An 18,019-nucleotide genomic window follows, 5' to 3' on the forward strand; every position below is an offset into this window, starting at 1 on the left:
CAACCGGCTCGACGAACTCCTCCCCTGGCACTGGGCGGCAGCCAACGAGACCAGAGCCGTCGCCTGACCGGCAGCCGCGGTCCAAACCGGGCGGTTACGGTCGGCCTCTCGACGATCCAACTCCTCGACGAGCCTTCGCAGCACCGGAAGCGCCTCGTCGCCGAGGAGGCGGACCGCCTGGATCGCGCGCCTCTGATCGGCGAGCGAAGGCGGCCCGTGCTTCACGCAACGCCGTCGCGGCGGAACGGCACGACGACGCCGGCGCACCGGCCGTCGCGGCGCCCCCCCGGAGAAGGGCGCCGCAGGACCCGCCTCAGCGCAGGCCCAGGCCCCGGGCGATGATCCCGCGCAGGATCTCGCGCGTGCCGCCGCGCAGCGAATAGGACGGGACCGACAGCAGCACCGCCGCGAAGGTCGCCGCGTATTCCTCGCGCGCCGCCGGATCCGGCTCGCATTCGATCAGCGACCGGGCGATGTCGGGAATCGACTGCTCGAAATCCGCGCCCAGATCCTTGACCATCGAGGCCTGGAGCGCCGGGTTCTCCCCCCGCTCCAGCATCCCCGAGACCGAACGCGACAGTCGGCGCAGCACCATCAGATGCGCCGAGAGCCGCCCCACGATCACCTCGGCCCGCTCGTTGCCCGGCGCCTGCGACAGCCGGCCGATCAGCTCCTGCAGCAAGGCCATGGACGACAGGAACCGTTCCGGTCCCGACCGCTCGAAGGCCAGTTCCGAGGTGACCTGGTTCCAGCCGTCGCCGCGCGCGCCGATGATGGCGCTTTCGGGCAGGAACACGTCGTCGAACACCACTTCGTTGAAGTGCTCGCCCCCGGTCAGGTCCTTGATCGGGCGGATGGCGATGCCGGGCGTGGTCAGGTCGACCAGCAGTTGCGACACGCCCTTGTGCCGGTCCTCCGGCCCGCCATCCGTCCGGCAAAAGAGGATCATGTAGTGGGACTTATGCGCCCAGGTGGTCCAGAGCTTGGTGCCGTTGACCCTGAACCCGCCCTCGACCGGCGTCGCCCGGGTCCGGGTGGCGGCGAGGTCGGAACCCGAATCCGGCTCCGACATGCCGATGCAGAAGAAGCATTCCCCGGCGGCGATCCTGGGCAGGATTTCGGCCTTCTGCGCGTCCGTGCCGACCCGCATGATCAGCGGGCCCGACTGGCGGTCGGAGATCCAGTGCGCGGCGACCGGGGCGCCGGCGGCGAGCAGCTCCTCCATCACCACATAGCGGTCGAGGGCGGAGCGCTCGTGCCCCCCGTGCTCTTTCGGCCAGGTCATCGCGATCCAGCCGCGCTCGCCCAGCTTGCGGGAGAAATCGGCGGAAAAGCCGGTCCAGCTCAGTGACCGCTCGCGCGAGGGGAAGTCGGCCAGCTCCTCGGCGAGGAAGGCGCGGACCTCGGCGCGCAGCGCTTCGGAATTGGGGGCCTCGGGCGGGGCGGGGAAGTCGAAGATGGCGTTCATGGCTTCGTTCCTCAGTAGCGGGTGATCATCGGCCAGAAGCCGCCCTGGCCGGCGGAGAGGGCGGTGCGCCCCAGTTCCTGCGACCAGCGGGCCTCATTGCCGAACTCGTCGCGCCAGGACCAAAGGCGCTTGGTGAACAGACGCAGCGGATGCTCCAGCGTGAAGCCGAGCGCGCCATGGGTCTGCTGGGCGATGGCGGCGACGATGCCCGCCGCCTCGCCGGTGCGGATCTTGGCCGCGGCGATGGGGGAGAGGTCGCGGCCGCCGTCGAGCAGTTCCGCCGCCGCCTCCGCCGCCATGCCCGCGGCGGCGACCGCCGCCGCGGTCTGGCCGGCGGCGACCGACAGGTTCTGCTGGATCGCCTGGAATTTTCCGATGGGCCGGCCGAACTGCACGCGGTCGTTGGCGTATTGCACGGTCATCTCGGTCGCCCGCTCCAGCGCGCCGGCCATGGCGATGGACCGCAGGGCGGCCCCCAGCGCGAAAGCCTGGGTGGCCGACAGCGGCGAGGCCGCGACGGCGGAGGCGGGCAGCGCGAGATCGAGGGTCAGGGTGTCGCGCGGCTCCCCCGCCACGTTCTCGCCGGTCTCGATCGGACCGTCGCCGGGCGCGAACACCGCGATATGCGGGGCGCCGGCCAGATCGGTGATCAGCGCCACCGCCTTCGCGCCGCGCCCGAAGGGCAGGCGGGCGAGCGTGCCGCGCAGACGGAACCCGTCGCCCTCCCGGCTCAGCCCGGTCACGCCGGGGGCGGGGGCCGCGAAGGTCAGCGCCCCTTCGGGCGCCTCGAGCCCGGCGCGCGCGATCAGCGCCGCCGCCCCCAGCGTTTCGGCCAGCGGGCAGGGCAGGGCGAAGCGCCCGGCCAGCCGCACGGTGTCGAGCACCTCGAGCGGATCGGCGCCGAACCCCCCGGCGTCTTCGGGGACGAGGCCGAGCGGCAGACCCATCGCCTCGATCTTCGCCCAGATCGGGGCGCCCTTCTCCATGGAGCCGGAGGCGGGTCCGACCCATTCCCCGGCCCCGTGTTCGGCCTCGAACAGGCGGGCGGCAGCGTCGAGCAGCATTTTTTCGGACATCAGCGGCGCTCCGAAGCGTTGGCGTGGGTCATGGGGAACTCCTTGGGCATCAGGCGTCGAGCCGGGCGGCCGCCCGGTCGCGCAGCACGTTGCGTTGCACCTTGGCCCCGTTGGGGCTTTCGGTGACGGGGAAGGCGTCGAAGGTCAGCACCCGCACGGGGGCTTTCCAGATGGCGAGCGCGCCCTGGCAGGCGGCGATGATCGCGGCCTCGTCGGGGGTCTCGCCGGCCCGCGCGATCACGCAGGCGACGGGGCGGACGGAGCGGTCCATGGGAACCGCCACCACCTGCGCCGCGGCCACGCCGGGCTGGGCGCGGACCACCGCCTCGATCTCGGCCGGGTCGGTCAGATAGCCGCCGAGCCGCAGCACGTCCTTGATGCGGGACAGGAACACCATGCGCCCGTCGGGCATGATCCGCGCGAGGTCCCCGGTCCGGAACCAGCCGCCCGGCGCGAAGGCCCCCGCATTGGCCTCGGGCGCGTCGAGATATTCCACGAAGCGATTGGGGCTCAGCACCTGCAGCTCCCCGGCCTCGCCTTCGGGCATCTCGGCGTCGTCGTCGGGATGGCAGACCCGCATCCTCGCCTCGGGGCAGAGCGGATGGCCCCCGCCATCGGCCCGCTCCGCGACTGAAGCGGTTCCGGGCTGGGCCGAGAAGAAGGCCAGCAGCTCCGACATGCCGTACATGCCTATCATCTTCAGCCCGCGCGCCTCGGCCCGGGCGACGATATCGCCGAGATTGGGCGTATAGGCCGCGAACCCCATGTAATCCACGCCCGGGAACGCCGGGGTTCCCTCCGCCGCCTCCAGCCACTTGTCGGCCATGTCGTCGGTGCCGAACAGGTGGGTGACGCCGCCGTCGCTGATCCGCGCGACGCTTTCGGCGGGCACGAAGCGCCTTTCAACCAAGAGGGTCGTGGCGCTCGCCAGAGACACCAGCGCCACGGTGAACCCGAAGGCCCCGGCGAAGGGAATGGAGAGCATCGGCCGCGATCCCGCCGGCTCCGGCAGCAGTTTCGCGCCGATATCGCGGGCCTGCGCGGCCAGCCGCTCATGCGAATGCAGCACCAGCTTGGGGCCCGACGTGGTGCCCGAGGTCGCGAACACCATCGCCACGTCGCCCGGCGCGGCCTCGTCGAAGGGCGCCGCGGAGAGCGCGTCCCCCTCGCCCATCGCCGCCTGAGCGACTCCGGTCAGGATCTCCCCCGAAAACTCCGCCGTCACCACCAGCGCGATGGAGGCTCGCGCCTCCGCCGGGATATCCGACAAAATCTCCGCCCACGGTGCCTCGCCGGCCTCTCCTTCGACGATCAGCGCCTTGATCCGGGACTGTTCGATCAGCTTGCCCAGATCGCCGGTCCTGAGCCGCGGGTTCAGCGCGAAGACCCCCGCCCCCAGCCGCCAGCAGGCGAGCGCCGCCACCATCCATTCCGGCCGGTTGGGCATCCAGAGCCCCACCCGGTCGCCCCGCGCCACACCCCGCGCCGCCAGCAGCCGGCCCAGCCGGGCGGAGCGGGAGGCGAGGTCGCCATAGCTCGCCGACCCCTCCTCGAAGGCCAGCGCCACCCGATGGGCGGGGGCCGCGTCGGCCAGACCCGCGAGCGTCAGGGCCGCGCTCATGCCTGCCCCCGCGCCGCGGCCTCGGCCAGCACGTCGCGCGCGATCACCAGTTTCTGCACCTCGGAGGCGCCTTCGTAGATCCGCATGGGCCGCACCTCCCGATAAAGCTGTCCGATGATCCCGCCTTCCAGCACGCCCATGCCGCCATGCAGCTGCACCGCCGCATCGACCACCCGCTGCGCCGCCTCGGTCGCGACCAGCTTGGCGATGGAGGCTTCGCGCGTCGCGCGCCCGCCCTTCACGTCCTTGGTCCAGGCGGCGCGGTAGACCGCGAGCGCCGCCGTCTCGATATCCACCTGGCAATCGGCGAGCTTGGTCTGCACCGACTCGATCTCGGCCATGGTCTTCCCGAACATCCGGCGGGACCGCACCCGGGCCAGCGTCTCGTCCATCGCGCGCCGCGCCACGCCCACCGCCGCCGCCCCCACCGTGGGGCGGAAATGGTCGAAGGTGGCCATGGCGAGCTTGAAGCCGTCTCCCGGTTTTCCAATGATCGCGGATTTCGCCACCCGCGCCCCGTCGAACGTCAGCCGCCCGATGGGGTGGGGCACGATCAGGTCGAAGGGCTCGGCGGTCAGGCCCGGGGTGTCCGCGTCCACCACCATCGCGGTCAGCCCGCGGGGGCCGGGGGCTTCGCCGGTCCGGGCCAGCACCACGTAATGGTCGGCGATCCCGGCGTTGGAGATCCAGGTCTTTTCGCCGGTCAGCACATAGGCGTCGCCGTCGTCGCGCGCCTCGGTCGCCATGGCGGCGACGTCTGACCCGGCCTCGGGCTCCGAGATCGCCAGCCCGGCCACCTTCTCCCCCCGCCGCGCGGGCCCGAGATAACGGTCCCGCAGCGCGTCGGACCCGAAGAGCGCGATCGGCCCCGTGCCGAGCCCCTGCATGGCGAACATGGTGTCGGCGAGGACCGAGGCGTAGGCGAGCCCCTCCCGCGCCGCGCAGAGCGCCCGCACGTCGAAGGCGTAGGCCCCGCCGCGCGCCTCGGGCACCGCGATGTCCAGCAGCCCCGCCGCGCCCAGATCCCGCACCAGTCCGCGCGCCTGCTCGGCCAGCGGGCCCGCCCCGTGCCCGCCGATCCCTTCGGCGAAACCCGCGACCCGCGCCGCCTCGGCGTGGTGCGAGGGCTCGAGGAACGGCCAGTCCCAAAGGTTCCATGCCATGCGTCGTCTCCTACCCGGTCCGGCGCGCATCGAGCCGCCTTCGCCCACGCTCGTCCGGCGCGGTTGTCAGGGGAAGGGATAAAGGCCGGGTCGGCTCCCTGCAAGAAATTTCCGATATCAGAAAGAATTTCTGTATTGAGAAAAGTGGCGATCCTGCTATCACGGGGATCCGAAGCAACTCCGCGAGGCGCCATGCGCGACGAGACCGGCCGGATCGCCCCCGCTCCCGCCCCCCAGGTGCGCCCGGTGGTCAACGCGCTGCGCATCCTGCGAAGGCTTGGCGCGGACGGGCGGGGGGAGACGCTGTCGGAAATCGCCCGGGGGCTGGAGATCAACGTCTCCACCTGCCGGTCGATCCTGCTGACCCTGGCCGCCGAAGGGGTGCTCGCCTACGACCCGACCCGCAAGACCTATGCGCTGGGGCTGGGCGCGGTGCGTCTGGCCCAGAGCGCGCTGACCGATGCCGGGCGCTTGTCGGCGGCGCGGCCCCTGCTGCAGGGGCTCGCGGATCGCTACGCGGTCACGGCGACGCTGCTGCGCCCGCATGGCGGCGAGCGGGTGCTGCTGGCCGAGATCGCGCAGGGCGCCGCCGACCTGCAGATCCAGATGCGCCCCGGCCAGCGCCTGCCGCGGTTTCTGGGGGCTTTCGGGCGGATGTACGCCGCCCTCTCGGGCCTCGACCGGCAGGCGGTGCAGGCGGAGTTCGCCCCCCTCCGCTGGGCGTCCCCCCCGCCGTTCGAGACCTATTGGCGCGACGTGGAGGCCGCCCGGATCCAGGGCTGGGCGGCGGATGACGGCTGCTTCACCCGCGGCGTGCTCTCCTACGCCGCCCCGGTGCGGGCGGCGGACGGGGCGGGGACGCTGGGCGTGGTGGCGACCATGTTCCGTTCCCAGCACGACCCCGAAACGCTCGCCCGCCTCCGCGCCGACCTTCTTGCGCTCTGCGCCCGGCTCGACGACCTGTTCTGACCGCGCTCCGCGGGCGCGCCCGTCGCGCGGCGCCCGGTTCAGCCCGGACCCGCCCCGCCCGCCAGATCCGGCGCCCGACCCGCCGTCGCCCCCGCATCCACCGGCAGCACCACACCGGTGATCCATCGCGCCGCGTCCGAACTCAGAAACGCCACCGCCTCGCCCACATCCCAGCCCGAGCCCTCCACCTGCAGGATCGAGCGTTTGCGCCGCGCCTCCCGCCGCGCCTCCGTCATCCCCGCGCCATAGACCATCGGCGTGAACACCATGCCCGGGCAGATGCAGTTCACCCGCACCCCGTCCCCGCCGTGATGCGCGGCCATGGCGCGGGTCATGTTGATCACCGCCCCCTTGGCGGTCGGATAGAGCAGATGCGGATGCCCCCCCTGCATCCCCGCCACCGAGGAGATGTTGACGATCGATCCGCCCCCCTCCGCCTTCATGTGCGGCAGGCAGTGCCGGGCCATCAGCATCATCGAGGTGACGTTGACCTTCATCGCCTGGTCCCATTCGTCGAGATCGAGCGCATCCGCATAGCCCAGCGGCCCGCGCACCCCGACATTGTTCACCAGAATGGTCGGCGCGCCGAGCGTCTGGGCGATCTGCGCCACCGCCGCAGCGCAGTCGGCATCCACCGCCACGTCGCAGGCGAAAACCTGCGCCACGCCGCCCTCCGCCTCGATCATCTCCCGGGTCCGCGTCGCCGCCGCCTCGGTCCGGTCGAGCAGCGCCACGCGCGCCCCCCGCCGCGCCAGCAGGATCGCCGCCGCGCGCCCGTTGCCGATGCCGGCCGTCTGCGAGCCGGCGCCGGTCACCACCGCCACGCGGCCGTCGAGCCGGCTGGCGTCGCCATGCTCCATGTTCGGATCGTCGATCATCTGGGGTCTCCTCCCGTGTCGCCGGATCGTCGCGCCCGGCCTTGGGGGAGGAGATTAGCCGCATCCGCGCGCCAGGACGCAAGGTGCGCGCGGGCCTCCGGCCGGGGCGACCACCCGCGAGGGCGCGCCGTTCGGGGCCGTGATGAACCGCGTCCGCCCCCGGGCGAACCTGCGGGCTTTTCGACATCGCCACCGCCTCGACCGCCCGGTTCGTGGCCGACCCCGCCTCAGCCCGCCATCGCGTCGGACACCGAAAGCCGCTCCTCCGCCGGCCCCCCCGCCTCTGGGCGATGGACTGCCTGCCGGTCGGCGTGGAAAGCTCGCTCACCTGATATTCCGACCCTGCAGGCGGCGGCGCCCGTCGCCGCCCGCTGACCGAGGAGCGCGCCATGGACCCCATCGGACCCGACCTGATCGTGGAGGCGGGGCACGTCCTGCGCGGCCTCGACCCCGCGGGCGCCATGGTCTCGGCCCGCGACGCCGCGATCCGGATCGAGGCCGGGCGCATCGCGCAGATCGGGCCGGTGGCGGAGATCGTCGCCGGGCGCGAAAACCTGCTCCGGATCGGCGGGCCCGGCCTGATCGCCATGCCCGGCCTCACCAACGGCCACCACCATTTCGGCCTGACGCCGCTGATGGCCGGCGTGCCCTTCGCGCCGCTGGAGCTGTGGCTGCCGCGCTTCCGGGCGATGCGCACGCTGCCGTTGCGGCTCGACACGCTCTATGCCGCCATCGAGATGCTTGAGAGCGGGACGACGGTAGTCCACCACATCCACTCGGGCCTCCCCGCCGATCCCGACGCCTGGGGCGGGATCGCGGACGCCGTGCTGGGCGCCTATGGCGAGATCGGGATGCGCGCCGGGTTCAGCTGGATGATGCGCGACCGCAACGTGCTCGCCTATGCGCCCGACGCCGAGGTGCTGGGGCGGATGCCGGCCGATCTGCGGGACTGGGTCGCGCCGGGGCTGGCGCCGTCCCGCACCCCGATCCGCGCCTACATGGATTTCTTCCAGCGCCTGCGCGCCGGCTGGGCGGGGTCGGACCGGGTGCGCATCGCGCTCGCGCCCGCCAACCTGCACTGGATGTCGGACGCCGCCCTGACGGAGGTCTTCGGGACCGCCGCCGACGCGGCCGCGCCGGTGCACATGCACTTGCTGGAGACCCGCCGCCAGGCCGAGTTTTCGCGGGCCGTCAACGGCTGCGGCGCGGTGGAGCATCTGCACGCGCTGGGCTGCCTCGCCCGCAACGTGACGCTCGGCCATGGCAACTGGATGACCGAAGCCGAGCTCGATCTGGTGGCGGATTGCGGCTGCATCCTCTGCCACAACGCGTCCTCCGGCCTGCGGCTCGGCTCCGGCATCGCGCCGGTCAACGCGCTCAGGGCGCGAGGGGGGCGCGTGGCGCTGGGGATCGACCAGTCCAACATCGCCGACGACCGGGACATGACGCTCGAGATGAAACTGGTCTGGGCCCTGCACCGGGAGACGGGGATGTTTTCGAATCGCCCCGACGCGGCGGCGGTGCTGGGCATGGCGACCGAACACGGGGCGGCCTCGGCCGGCTTCGGCGGCTTCGCCGGCCGGCTCGACCCCGGATATGCCGCGGACATCGTGCTGATGTCCGAGCGTACCCTCGCCCGGCCGCGGATCAGCCCGCGCACGCCCATGGAAGAGCAGGTGCTGCATCGCGGCTCCCGCGCCGCCATCGACACCGTGCTGGTGGGCGGCGAGGTCGTGGTCGCGGGCGGACGGGTCACGCGCATCGACCGCGACGCGGTGATGGACGAGATCGACGCGATCCTCGCCCGCCCGGAGACCGAGGCCGAGGCCCATGCCTGGCGCATGGCCGACCGCCTCGTCGCCCATCTGGAAGCCGAGCATCGCGCCCACGGTTTCCCCGACGATCCGCGGCCCTTTCGCTGCAACGCGCTTGGCGGATAAATCCCCGTAAGTGAAGCGCAAATCGTCATCGCCCCCGCCCTCGCCCCCTCCCCCGCCGCCGGGACCTGGACCCTGCCTCTGGAAGACACGCCCTGCCATCCCGTTCCCCCAATCCCGTTCGCCGGAGCCCCCCCATGCTGACCGACGCCGACCGCCGCTTCCTGCGCATCGCCTATGACGAGGCTCTGGCCGGGTTCGAGGAGGGCGGCTGCCCCATCGGCTCGGTGCTGGCGCGGGGCGCGACGCTCGTCTCGCGGGGGCGCAACCAGCGGGTGCAGGGCGGCGACCCCATCGCGCATGGCGAGATGGACGCGCTGCGCAAGGCCGGGCGGCAGCGGACCTACAAGGACACCACGCTTTATACGTCGCTCAGCCCTTGCATGATGTGCTCGGGGACCATCGTGCAGTTCGGGATACCGCGGGTGGTGATCGCCGAGAACGTCACCTTCGGCGGCAACGAGGACTTCTTGCGGGCCCGCGGCGTCGAGGTCGTCGTCGCCGACGATCCCGACTGCATCGCCCTGATGACCCGCTTCATCGCCGAGAAGCCGGAGCTCTGGGCCGAGGACATCGCGGAGGATTGACGGGCGCGCGGTCGGGGCCGTGAAGGCGGGTTCGCACCCGCCCTGCGTCGGGTGGAACCGTCCTTCCCGCAGGCGTAGGGCGGGTGCGAACCCGCCTTTCGGCGCGCTCAGGAGAAGGCCAGCGCCTCGCCCTCCGGCGGCATCACCTCGAAGATGTTCAGGGTCAGCGAGATCAGCGAATAATAGCCCAGAATCCCCACCAGATCGACGAGCCCGTCCTCGCCGAGCGCGGCCGCCGCGCGGGCGTAGGTGGCGTCGGAGACGCGGCGCGCGGTCTGCGCCTCATGGGCGAAGGCGTGGACCGCGGCCTCGTCCTCGGCGGCGAATGGCGGGGTCTCGCCGATCCGCAGCGCCTCGATCACTTCGGGGGAGAGCCCGCCTTCCAGCGCCGGCCCCTTGTGCGCCCACCACTCGAATTCCGCCGACCAGATGCGGGCCATGGTCAGGATCGCCAGTTCCGACAGGCGCGGCGGCAGCGAGGTGCCATAGCGGCAATAGGCCCCCAGCTCCTGCGCCCGGGCGGCGAGGTCGGGACGGCGCAGCCACACCGCGAGCGGGCCTTCGACCCGGCCGCGGGGGCCCGACGCGATGGCGTCATGCACCTCGCGCTGGCGCGGGGTCATGTCGGCGGGGGCGGGGGGCGCGATGCGGGGCATGACGGGCGGCTCCGGTCTGGGTCAGGGGGCTGGATCTCGGGAACCGCGACGTTGCCCCGCCGGCGCGGCCGGGTCCAGAGGCCCCCGCCGGCGCGCCAGGCCGCCCCGCCGACGGGATCCGGGCCTCTTTCATGAATGCGGCCGCGAATGTGGCGAAAATGTTGCGAAATCGCGCGAAAACAGGATGGCAAAATCCGGACAATCGTTAAAGCTATGTCAATCCGGACGGGCGCGCGCCCAGGGTCGGCCCGCGGCTTCGCGGCGGCGGCGAGGACGGCGCGCAGCCCGTGGCGGACAGGGGAACGCCGGATGGCGGACCCCGGCGTATGGAAGTCCGGCGCCCGCCGAAACGATGCGAGGCGCTGCGTAATGGACGAGAGGCTGCGACTGATGACGTTCGTGAACATGCGGGCCCTGCTGGCGGCCGGCGCGCTGGTGATGGCGGGGACCGGCGCGGCCTCGGCCATCACCGTCGCGCCGCGGGTCGCGTCGATGGAATCGCTGGTGGCGACCTCCTACGGAAGCTTCGACATCGAGCTGGATTACGGCGCGACGACGCCCGACCCGACCTATGCGGCGGCATTCGCCGCGGCGGAGCTGTTCTGGGAAAGCCAGATCTCCGGCTATCGGCTGGAATCGACCGCCAACGCCGCCGCCTCCCAGCCGCTGACGATCTCGATCACGCTGGGGTCCATCGACGGCGCGGGCAACATCCTGGGCGGGGCCGCGACCACGTTCGTGTGGAACGACACCGACTACAAGACCGCCCGCGCCGGCATCATGCAGTTCGACACCGACGATCTGGTGTCGATGTCCTCGACGCGGCTGGAACTCCTGATCATCCACGAGATGGCGCATGTGCTCGGGCTGAACGCGACCATCTGGGAGCTGAACGGGGTCGTCGCCGGCGTGGTGACGTCGGGAGGGACCGACTACTACACCCAGTATGTCGGCGAGAGCGGGCTGGCCGCCTACGTGATCGAAAGCGGCGCCTCCGCCACCTCGATCAAGCTGGAGGACGAGGGCGCCGCCGGCACCCGCGGCACGCATTGGAACGAGGAGTCGTTCCTCGGCTCCTATTCCGACAAGGGCAATCCGGAGCTGATGACCGGCTGGCTGGGCAGCGACGCCTATATTTCGCAGACCACCTTGTTCGCGCTGCAGGATGTGGGCTTCGCGCTGGCGAGCGCGTCGCCGGTGCCGCTGCCCGCGGCGGGGGGGCTGCTGGCGGCCGGGGTCGGGCTGCTCGGCCTGACGCGCCGGCGGCGGGTCGTCACGGCCTGAGGGGGGCGATGCCGGAGAAAGCAGGGGCGGGCCGCCGGCTCGCCCCTTTCGCGTTTCAGGGGCGGGGCGGCAGGATGCGGCGTTCGCGCAGGCCCTCGAAGGTCTCGCGGAACATGTCCTCGGTGTCCTGGCATTCGTGAAAGCCGGCCTGGCGGAGCTTGATCGTGCTCAGGATCTGCGGGTCTCGGGCGCGGGTTCCGCCATGGGCGAGGATGCGGTCGGCGTAGTGATGCGACTCCCCCAGCAGGGCGGGCAGGTCGGCGACGGCGAGGTCGTGGCGCGCGGCGATCCGGGCCCAGGCCTCGGCCTGTTCGGGCAGCCATCGCGCCAGCGACAGGGGCGCGGGCTCGGCCGGCGCCGCGCCGAGCGCTTCGGCGATGGCGGGCCAGAGCTGGCGCCAGTCGGCGACGTCGCCATTGGCGATGTTGAAGGTCTCGAAGGCCGCCGCGGGGGCCTCGGCCGCCCAGGCCAGCGCCCTCGCCACCAGCCGGGAATCGGCGGCCTCCCACAGATAGGACGGCCCGCCGGGGAAGCCGAAAGGGCGCCCGGTCTCGGCGCAGAGCGCGGCGAAGGCCCCCAGCACCGGGGCGATGTTCATGGCGGACCCGACGGCCCCGCCGAAGACCACCTGCGGGCGGAGGATGGTCCACGCCCAGGGCGCGCCTCGAGCGGTCGCGCGCAGGTGATCCTCCTGCAGCCAGTAGAAATTCGGATGATCGTCGCGGGGCCCCCGCTCCTTCGCCGGGACCTGGATGCGATGGACATGACCTCCGTAGGCCTTGGCGCCTTGCAGGATCGAGACGTGGCGCAGGCCGGGGCGGCCCGCGAGCGGATCCAGAAAATTGGCGAACATCGCCGCGTTGGTCTGCATCTGCCCCGGATCGGTCCAGCCGGCGACGAGGCCGGGCAGCTCGTAAAGCGCCGCGTAGACCGCGTGGGTGATCTCGGGCAGGGTTTTCAGAGCGGCGGTCATGGCCTCGCGGTCGGTCAGGTCGACGGCGAGGCTTTTCAGGCGAACGCCCTCAGGCAGCGGCCGGCGGGAGAGGGCGACGACCTCCCAGTCCCCGAGCGCCGCGAAATGCTCTGCCGCGGCCCGGCCAACAACGCCGGTGGCCCCGGCGACGACGACGGTTTTCATCTTTTCTCTCTCCCCTGCAGCGCTCTGCGGCGCATGGGAGGAGGCTAGGCCACGCCCACCCCAAGCGAAAGGGCCGCCCGTTTTCCCGAACGGCCCGACCCGGGCGCCGAAAGCCGCCGCCCCGCAGGGGCCGCCCCCGCGAGGCGATCTCCTAAAGCGTGATCCGATACCGCGCGAAACCGTCCGCGCCCTCGCCCGCCGGCTCGATCCTCACGCCCTTCACGTCGGCCGCGTAGGGCCGCCCGCCCGGCCCGGTGTCGAAGACCACCGTGGTTCCGGGCAGGGGCGCGAACGCCCAGTTGGCGTCGGCGGCGGGGTTTATGGTGCCCTGATCGACGATGTAGCGCACGATCACGTCGCGATTGGTGTCGGGCGCCACGAAGATGATCTTGTCGTCGGTCACGCCGGGGAAATGGCCGCCGCCGCCCGCGCGGTAGTTGTTGGTGGCGATCACGAAGTCCGCCGCCGGGTCGATGGGCGCGCCGTTCCAGGCGAGGTCGCGGATCCGGCTCGCCCCGGGCGCCGCCATCTTGCCGTCCGCGTCGTATTTCGCGGGTTGCGACAGGTCGATCCGGTAGGTCACCCCGTCGATCACGTCGACATTGTAGGAGGGGAAGCCCGGGTTGATCAGGTCTGCATCCTGCGCGCCGGGCGTGATCTGGTTGAAGATGCCCGCCGACATCTCCAGCCATGCCTTCACCGTGGCCCCGTCGATCAGCATGGCGCGCGCGGTGTTGGGATAAAGATAGAGATCGGCGACGTTCCTGATGGCGATCGGGCCGGTCCTGACCTCGGTGTAGTAATCCGGGCCCCCGCGCCCGCCCGCCTTGAAGGGCGCGGCGGCGGAGAGGACGGGCAGCCCCTCCCACTCGGTGCCGGCCATCATCTGCCGGATATACCAGCTCTGCGCCTGATTCACGATCTGGACGGAGGGGTCGTCGGCCACCAGCGCGAAGTAGGAATGCAGCGGGGCCGAGGTTCTGCCGACGGGGCGGCGCACATAGGCGAGCGTCGCCTCGTGGTCGGCGAGGGCCGCGGTCTCCACCGATCGGACGCTCTCGACCAGCGGGGTCACCGTGCGGCCCTCCCGGGCGTAGATCGGACGGGCCTCGGAGGTGGAGGCGACGACGCGCCATTCCCCGCCGTCCTCCTCCAGCATCAGGTCGATCAGCCCCATGTGCGAGCCCCAGAACCCCGCCATCACCCCCGGCTTGCCCGAGATCAGCCCCTTCGACAGATCCAGCCCCGGCACGCCCTCGTATCTGGTCCCCGGAAAATCGAGATGGGCGTGGCCGGTCACCACCGCGTCGATCCCCCTCACGGCGGCGAGGGGGATCGCGGCGTTCTCCATCATCTCGGACCGTCTGGCCGAGCCGATGCCGGTATGGGCGAGCGCCACCACCAGATCGGCGCCGGCCTCGCGCATCTCGGGGACCCAGGCCTCGGCCGCCTCGATGATGTCGCGGGTGGCGACGTTCCCTTCCAGGTGCTTCTTGTCCCAGGTCATCACCTGCGGCGGCACGAAGCCGATCAGCCCGATCTTGAGGCGCCGCGTCCCCCCGGCGCCGTCGGTCACCGTCTGCTCGACGATCACATAGGGCTTCAGCCAGGTGTCGTCCTGCCGGGCGGTCCCGGCGAGCTTGCCCCGGGCGAGATTGGCGCAGACATAGGGGAAACGCGCCCCCGCCAGCACCTTGTCCATGAAGCTCAGGCCGTAGTTGAACTCGTGATTGCCCAGCGTCGAGCAGGCGTAGCCGAGCGTGTTCATCGCGGCGACGACCGGGTGGAGGTCGCCGTCCTTCATGCCCCGCTCATAGGCGATGTAGTCGCCCATCGGGTTGCCTTGAAGAAAATCGCCGTTGTCGACCAGCATGGCGTTGGTCGCCTCGGCGCGCACGCCCTCGATCAGGGCGGCCGCGCGGGCGAGGCCCATCGTGTCGTTCGGCTTGTCGCCATAGTAGTCGTAGGGGAAGACGTGGACATGCAGGTCCGTGGTCGAGACGATGCGCAGATGCGCCTGGTTGGGGGCGGCGCGGACCGCGAACGGGTGCAGGACGATCATCGCGCCCGCGGCGGCGGCGCCGCGCAGGACGGCGCGGCGGGAGAGGGGGGCGAGAAGGGGCATGACGGCTCCGTTGGCGTTCGCGCGGGCTGGGCGCGACGATCCCGAACCCGCGGAGCCCGCCGGTCAAGCGCGAAATGCGCCGGGCCGGGTTGCGGGTAGGGGGCGGAGGGGGGTGCTGCGGCTTTCATCTCGCGCAGTTGCGCGCCATGCCGTGACGGCCTCGTGACGGGGCGAGTTTTCGGACCGCGGACGTCCGCGTGCGGGGCGGATCTCGTCGGCCCGGACCCCTGCTTTCCGGTGCGCGTGTCGGCGACCCTCCGTCGGTCCCGCGCGCGGAGGCGGGCGCCGCCGGTCCTGGCCGCAGGGGGCGCCACACGACAGCGGCCGGGCGCGACCAGGGCCGCGCCCGGCCGCTCAGGCAGAGGCGCGGCGGCGACGGCCGGGGCGCTTGGCGGGGGCGGCGCCGCCGCCGGTCAGCAGCTCCATCGTGGTGCCGGTGACGGCGCCGAGCTTTTCGATGACCTCCGCCGGGCCGGGACGCGGGCCGCGCGGCGTCGTCTCCAGCGCCTCGCGCATCGCGGCGATGTGGTTGGGCGTGGTCCCGCAGCAGCCGCCGATGATCTTCACGCCCAGATCGCGGGCGAGGATCGCGTAGGCGGCCATCAGCTCGGTGGTGCCGGTGTAGCGGATGGCGCCGTCATGATATTCGGGGATGCCGCAATTGGCCTTGGTGACGATCACGTCGTCCTCGGTGATCTCGTCGGCGGCCGAGATCACCCCGATCAGCAGGTCCGGGGCGCCGGTGCCGCAATTGCCGCCCCAGGCGACGGGGGCGTGATCGTGGTCGCATGCGTGCACGATCCCGGCGAGCCGCGTGGGCGTGACCCCCATCATGGTGCGGCCGTTGGTGTCGAAGGACATGGTGCCGACGCAGGGCAGGCCTACGGCGGCGGCGGCCTCGAGGGCTGCGGCGTATTCCTCCTCGGAGGACATGGTCTCGATCCAGACCAGATCGGCGCCGCCGTCCTTCAGGCCCTGCATCTGGGCTGCGAAGGCGGCGACGCCGTCCTCATGGGTCAGCGGGCCCACGGGGGCGAAAAGGTCGCCGGTGGGGCCGACATCGCCGGCGCAGATCACGTCGCGGCCCGATTCCTTGATCGACTCGGCCAGCAGCCGCGCGGCGGCGGCGTTGATCTCGTGCACCTGGTGCTGCAGCCCGTGCAGCTTCAGCCGGTTGGCGGTGCCGCCGAAGGTATTGGTCAGCACCAGGTCCGAGCCCGCGTCTATGAAGCTGCGGTAATGCGCCTTGACCCGGTCCTGCCGCTCGAGGTTCCAGGTCTCGGGCGCGTCGCCATGCTCCAGCCCCAGCGCGAACAGGTTGGTGCCGGTGGCGCCGTCGGCGAGGATCCAGTCGCGGGTCGCGAGCATCTGGGCGAGCTTGTCGGGCATCGGCGGCTCCTTGGAGGTTTTCGCATGGGGTCGGGCCGGGCAGGTCGGGCAGGTCGGGTCGGGTCAGCCGGAATCGGGCGGGCCTGGGCGTGGATGCGACGCCCACGCCGTGGCGCAATCCGCGGGCGACGCTTGTCGTGGGACGCGCGCGCCTGTATCCAGTGCCCGTCGCGTATCGAGTTGCGCGTCGCGCCCGGCCCGGTGGCCGTGACGACAGGCGCGCATCGGCACCCTATAGTGTCGCAGCCGTCGGCGCGCAATCGGCGGCCTTGCCGCAATGCGACATACCGACGGGTATGCCGTCGCTTGAAATCCGGCGCCTTTCGGGCCATTGCATCCCGACAATGCACCGCAGCATCGCCATCGGCCCCGGGGACCAGCGCCCCGCCCGCCGCGAGGGAGAGAGCCCATGAACAAGCCGCTCAGCGCCAAGGACAAGCCGGCCCAGGCCGCCTTCAGCTGGAAGGACCCGTTCCTTCTCGACGATCAGCTCGAGGAGGAGGAGCGGATGCTGGCCGACGCCGCCCGCACCTTCGCCCAGGAGAAGCTGCTCCCCCGCGTGACCAAGGCCTTCCTGGAAGAGACCTCGGACCCGGGCATCTTCGCCGAGATGGGCGAGATGGGCCTGCTCGGCGTCACCATCCCCGAGGAATACGGCGGCATCGGCGCGGGCTACGTCTCGTACGGCCTGGTCGCGCGTGAGGTCGAGCGGGTGGATTCGGGCTATCGCTCGATGATGTCGGTGCAGTCTTCGCTCGTAATGTACCCGATCTACGCCTACGGGTCGGAAGAGCAGCGCCAGAAGTACCTGCCCGGCCTCGCCGCCGGCACGCTGATCGGCTGCTTCGGGCTGACAGAGGCCGAGGCCGGCTCCGATCCGGGCGGCATGAAGACCCGCGCCGAGAAGGTGCAGGGCGGCTACCGTCTGAACGGCTCGAAGATGTGGATCTCCAACGCGCCCTTCGCGGACGTGTTCGTGGTCTGGGCCAAGTCCGACGCGCATGGCGGCAAGATCCGCGGCTTCGTGCTGGAGAAGGGGATGAAGGGGCTGACCGCGCCCAAGATCCTCAACAAGGTGTCGCTGCGCGCCTCGACCACCGGCGAGATCTCGATGGTCGACGTCGAGGTCCCCGAGGACGCGCTGCTGCCCAATATCGAAGGCCTCGCCGGGCCCTTCGGCTGCCTCAACCGCGCCCGCTACGGCATCGCCTGGGGCACGATGGGCGCTGCCGAGGATTGCTGGTTCCGCGCCCGCGACTACGGGATGGAGCGCAAGCAGTTCGGCCGGCCGCTCGCCAACACCCAGCTGTTCCAGAAGAAGCTGGCCGACATGCAGACCGAGATCGTGCTGGGCACCCAGGCGGCGCTGCGCGTGGGCCGGCTGATGGACCGGGCGATGGCGGCGCCGGAGATGATCTCGATCATCAAGCGCAACAACTGCGGCAAGGCGCTGGACATCGCGCGGATGGCCCGCGACATGCACGGCGGCAATGGCATCTCCGCCGAATACCACGTGATCCGTCACATGGTGAACCTCGAGACGGTGAACACCTACGAGGGCGCGCATGACGTGCACGCGCTGATCCTCGGCCGGGCGCAGACCGGGCTGCAGGCGTTCTTCTGAGCGCTTCCGCCTTGGCGATCCGAGAGGGGGGCGGTCCGCAGGGGCCGCCCCTTTCGCTTGGGGGACGCGGGCCGCGCGCCTGCCGTTCCGCCCGGCCGCGCCGG

At 71.7% G+C, this 18,019-nt stretch carries 14 protein-coding genes; 5 read left to right on the plus strand and 9 right to left on the minus strand.

Annotated elements, in window-relative coordinates; genetic code table 11:
* Positions 1 to 313: 313 nt before the first annotated feature.
* The 4 genes from ACTB72_RS14560 to ACTB72_RS14575 are packed head-to-tail and all read right to left on the minus strand — an operon-like array spanning position 314 to position 5,328.
* Positions 314 to 1,468: an acyl-CoA dehydrogenase family protein gene (locus tag ACTB72_RS14560; RefSeq protein WP_463037723.1), complete on the minus strand. Its 1,155-nt coding sequence runs from the start codon at positions 1,466 to 1,468 to the stop codon at positions 314 to 316.
* Positions 1,469 to 1,479: 11 nt separating this feature from the next.
* Positions 1,480 to 2,544 carry an acyl-CoA dehydrogenase family protein gene (locus tag ACTB72_RS14565; protein WP_463037724.1) on the minus strand — a complete coding sequence of 355 codons (1,065 nt, stop codon included), beginning with the start codon at positions 2,542 to 2,544 and terminating at the stop codon, positions 1,480 to 1,482.
* Between the two features lie 49 nt (positions 2,545 to 2,593).
* On the minus strand, positions 2,594 to 4,165 hold the full coding sequence (locus ACTB72_RS14570; protein WP_463037725.1) for an AMP-binding protein: 1,572 nt from the start codon (positions 4,163 to 4,165) through the stop codon (positions 2,594 to 2,596).
* Positions 4,162 to 5,328 (minus strand): acyl-CoA dehydrogenase family protein, encoded by a 1,167-nt coding sequence (locus ACTB72_RS14575; protein ID WP_463037726.1) that lies wholly within the window; start codon positions 5,326 to 5,328, stop codon positions 4,162 to 4,164. Before ACTB72_RS14575 ends, ACTB72_RS14570 begins: the two co-directional genes overlap by 4 nt.
* 192 nt (positions 5,329 to 5,520) lie before the next feature.
* Here ACTB72_RS14575 and ACTB72_RS14580 point away from each other — a divergent pair, with 192 nt between their 5' ends.
* The gene (locus ACTB72_RS14580) at positions 5,521 to 6,297 is read left to right on the plus strand and encodes an IclR family transcriptional regulator (protein WP_463037727.1); all 777 of its coding nucleotides are present in this window, start codon (positions 5,521 to 5,523) and stop codon (positions 6,295 to 6,297) included.
* 38 nt (positions 6,298 to 6,335) lie between these two features.
* On the opposite strand, the gene ACTB72_RS14585 is transcribed toward ACTB72_RS14580, so the two are convergent.
* Positions 6,336 to 7,175: an SDR family NAD(P)-dependent oxidoreductase gene (locus ACTB72_RS14585; RefSeq protein WP_463037728.1), complete on the minus strand. Its 840-nt coding sequence runs from the start codon at positions 7,173 to 7,175 to the stop codon at positions 6,336 to 6,338.
* Positions 7,176 to 7,564: 389 nt separating this feature from the next.
* Between ACTB72_RS14585 and ACTB72_RS14590 the strand changes: the two genes are divergently transcribed.
* Positions 7,565 to 9,115, plus strand: coding sequence for an amidohydrolase family protein (locus tag ACTB72_RS14590; protein ID WP_463037729.1), 1,551 nt, complete (start codon positions 7,565 to 7,567; stop codon positions 9,113 to 9,115).
* 134 nt (positions 9,116 to 9,249) lie between these two features.
* Positions 9,250 to 9,699 carry a nucleoside deaminase gene (locus ACTB72_RS14595; protein WP_463037730.1) on the plus strand — a complete coding sequence of 150 codons (450 nt, stop codon included), beginning with the start codon at positions 9,250 to 9,252 and terminating at the stop codon, positions 9,697 to 9,699.
* 107 nt (positions 9,700 to 9,806) lie between these two features.
* Here ACTB72_RS14595 and ACTB72_RS14600 read toward each other — a convergent pair whose 3' ends face one another.
* Positions 9,807 to 10,355, minus strand: a complete 549-nt coding sequence (locus ACTB72_RS14600) for a carboxymuconolactone decarboxylase family protein (RefSeq protein ID WP_463037731.1) — start codon at positions 10,353 to 10,355, stop codon at positions 9,807 to 9,809.
* Positions 10,356 to 10,724: 369 nt separating this feature from the next.
* Here ACTB72_RS14600 and ACTB72_RS14605 point away from each other — a divergent pair, with 369 nt between their 5' ends.
* Positions 10,725 to 11,639 (plus strand): VPLPA-CTERM sorting domain-containing protein, encoded by a 915-nt coding sequence (locus tag ACTB72_RS14605; protein WP_463037732.1) that lies wholly within the window; start codon positions 10,725 to 10,727, stop codon positions 11,637 to 11,639.
* Positions 11,640 to 11,694: 55 nt separating this feature from the next.
* Here ACTB72_RS14605 and ACTB72_RS14610 read toward each other — a convergent pair whose 3' ends face one another.
* The 3 genes from ACTB72_RS14610 to bmt all read right to left on the minus strand — a co-directional run bounded on the left by ACTB72_RS14610 (position 11,695) and on the right by bmt (position 16,291).
* A complete protein-coding gene (locus ACTB72_RS14610) occupies positions 11,695 to 12,777 on the minus strand; it encodes an NAD-dependent epimerase/dehydratase family protein (RefSeq protein ID WP_463037733.1) in 1,083 nt (360 codons plus the stop codon).
* Positions 12,778 to 12,928: 151 nt separating this feature from the next.
* Positions 12,929 to 14,902, minus strand: a complete 1,974-nt coding sequence (locus ACTB72_RS14615; protein WP_463037734.1) for a bifunctional 2',3'-cyclic-nucleotide 2'-phosphodiesterase/3'-nucleotidase — start codon at positions 14,900 to 14,902, stop codon at positions 12,929 to 12,931.
* Positions 14,903 to 15,256: 354 nt separating this feature from the next.
* Entirely contained in the window at positions 15,257 to 16,291 is a 1,035-nt protein-coding gene (gene bmt / locus ACTB72_RS14620) for a betaine--homocysteine S-methyltransferase (RefSeq protein WP_463037735.1), read from the minus strand.
* A 409-nt stretch (positions 16,292 to 16,700) separates the two neighbouring features.
* Between bmt and ACTB72_RS14625 the strand changes: the two genes are divergently transcribed.
* The gene (locus ACTB72_RS14625) at positions 16,701 to 17,915 is read left to right on the plus strand and encodes an acyl-CoA dehydrogenase (protein ID WP_463037736.1); all 1,215 of its coding nucleotides are present in this window, start codon (positions 16,701 to 16,703) and stop codon (positions 17,913 to 17,915) included.
* Positions 17,916 to 18,019: the final 104 nt, after the last annotated feature.

This window comes from Albimonas sp. (assembly GCF_055129145.1).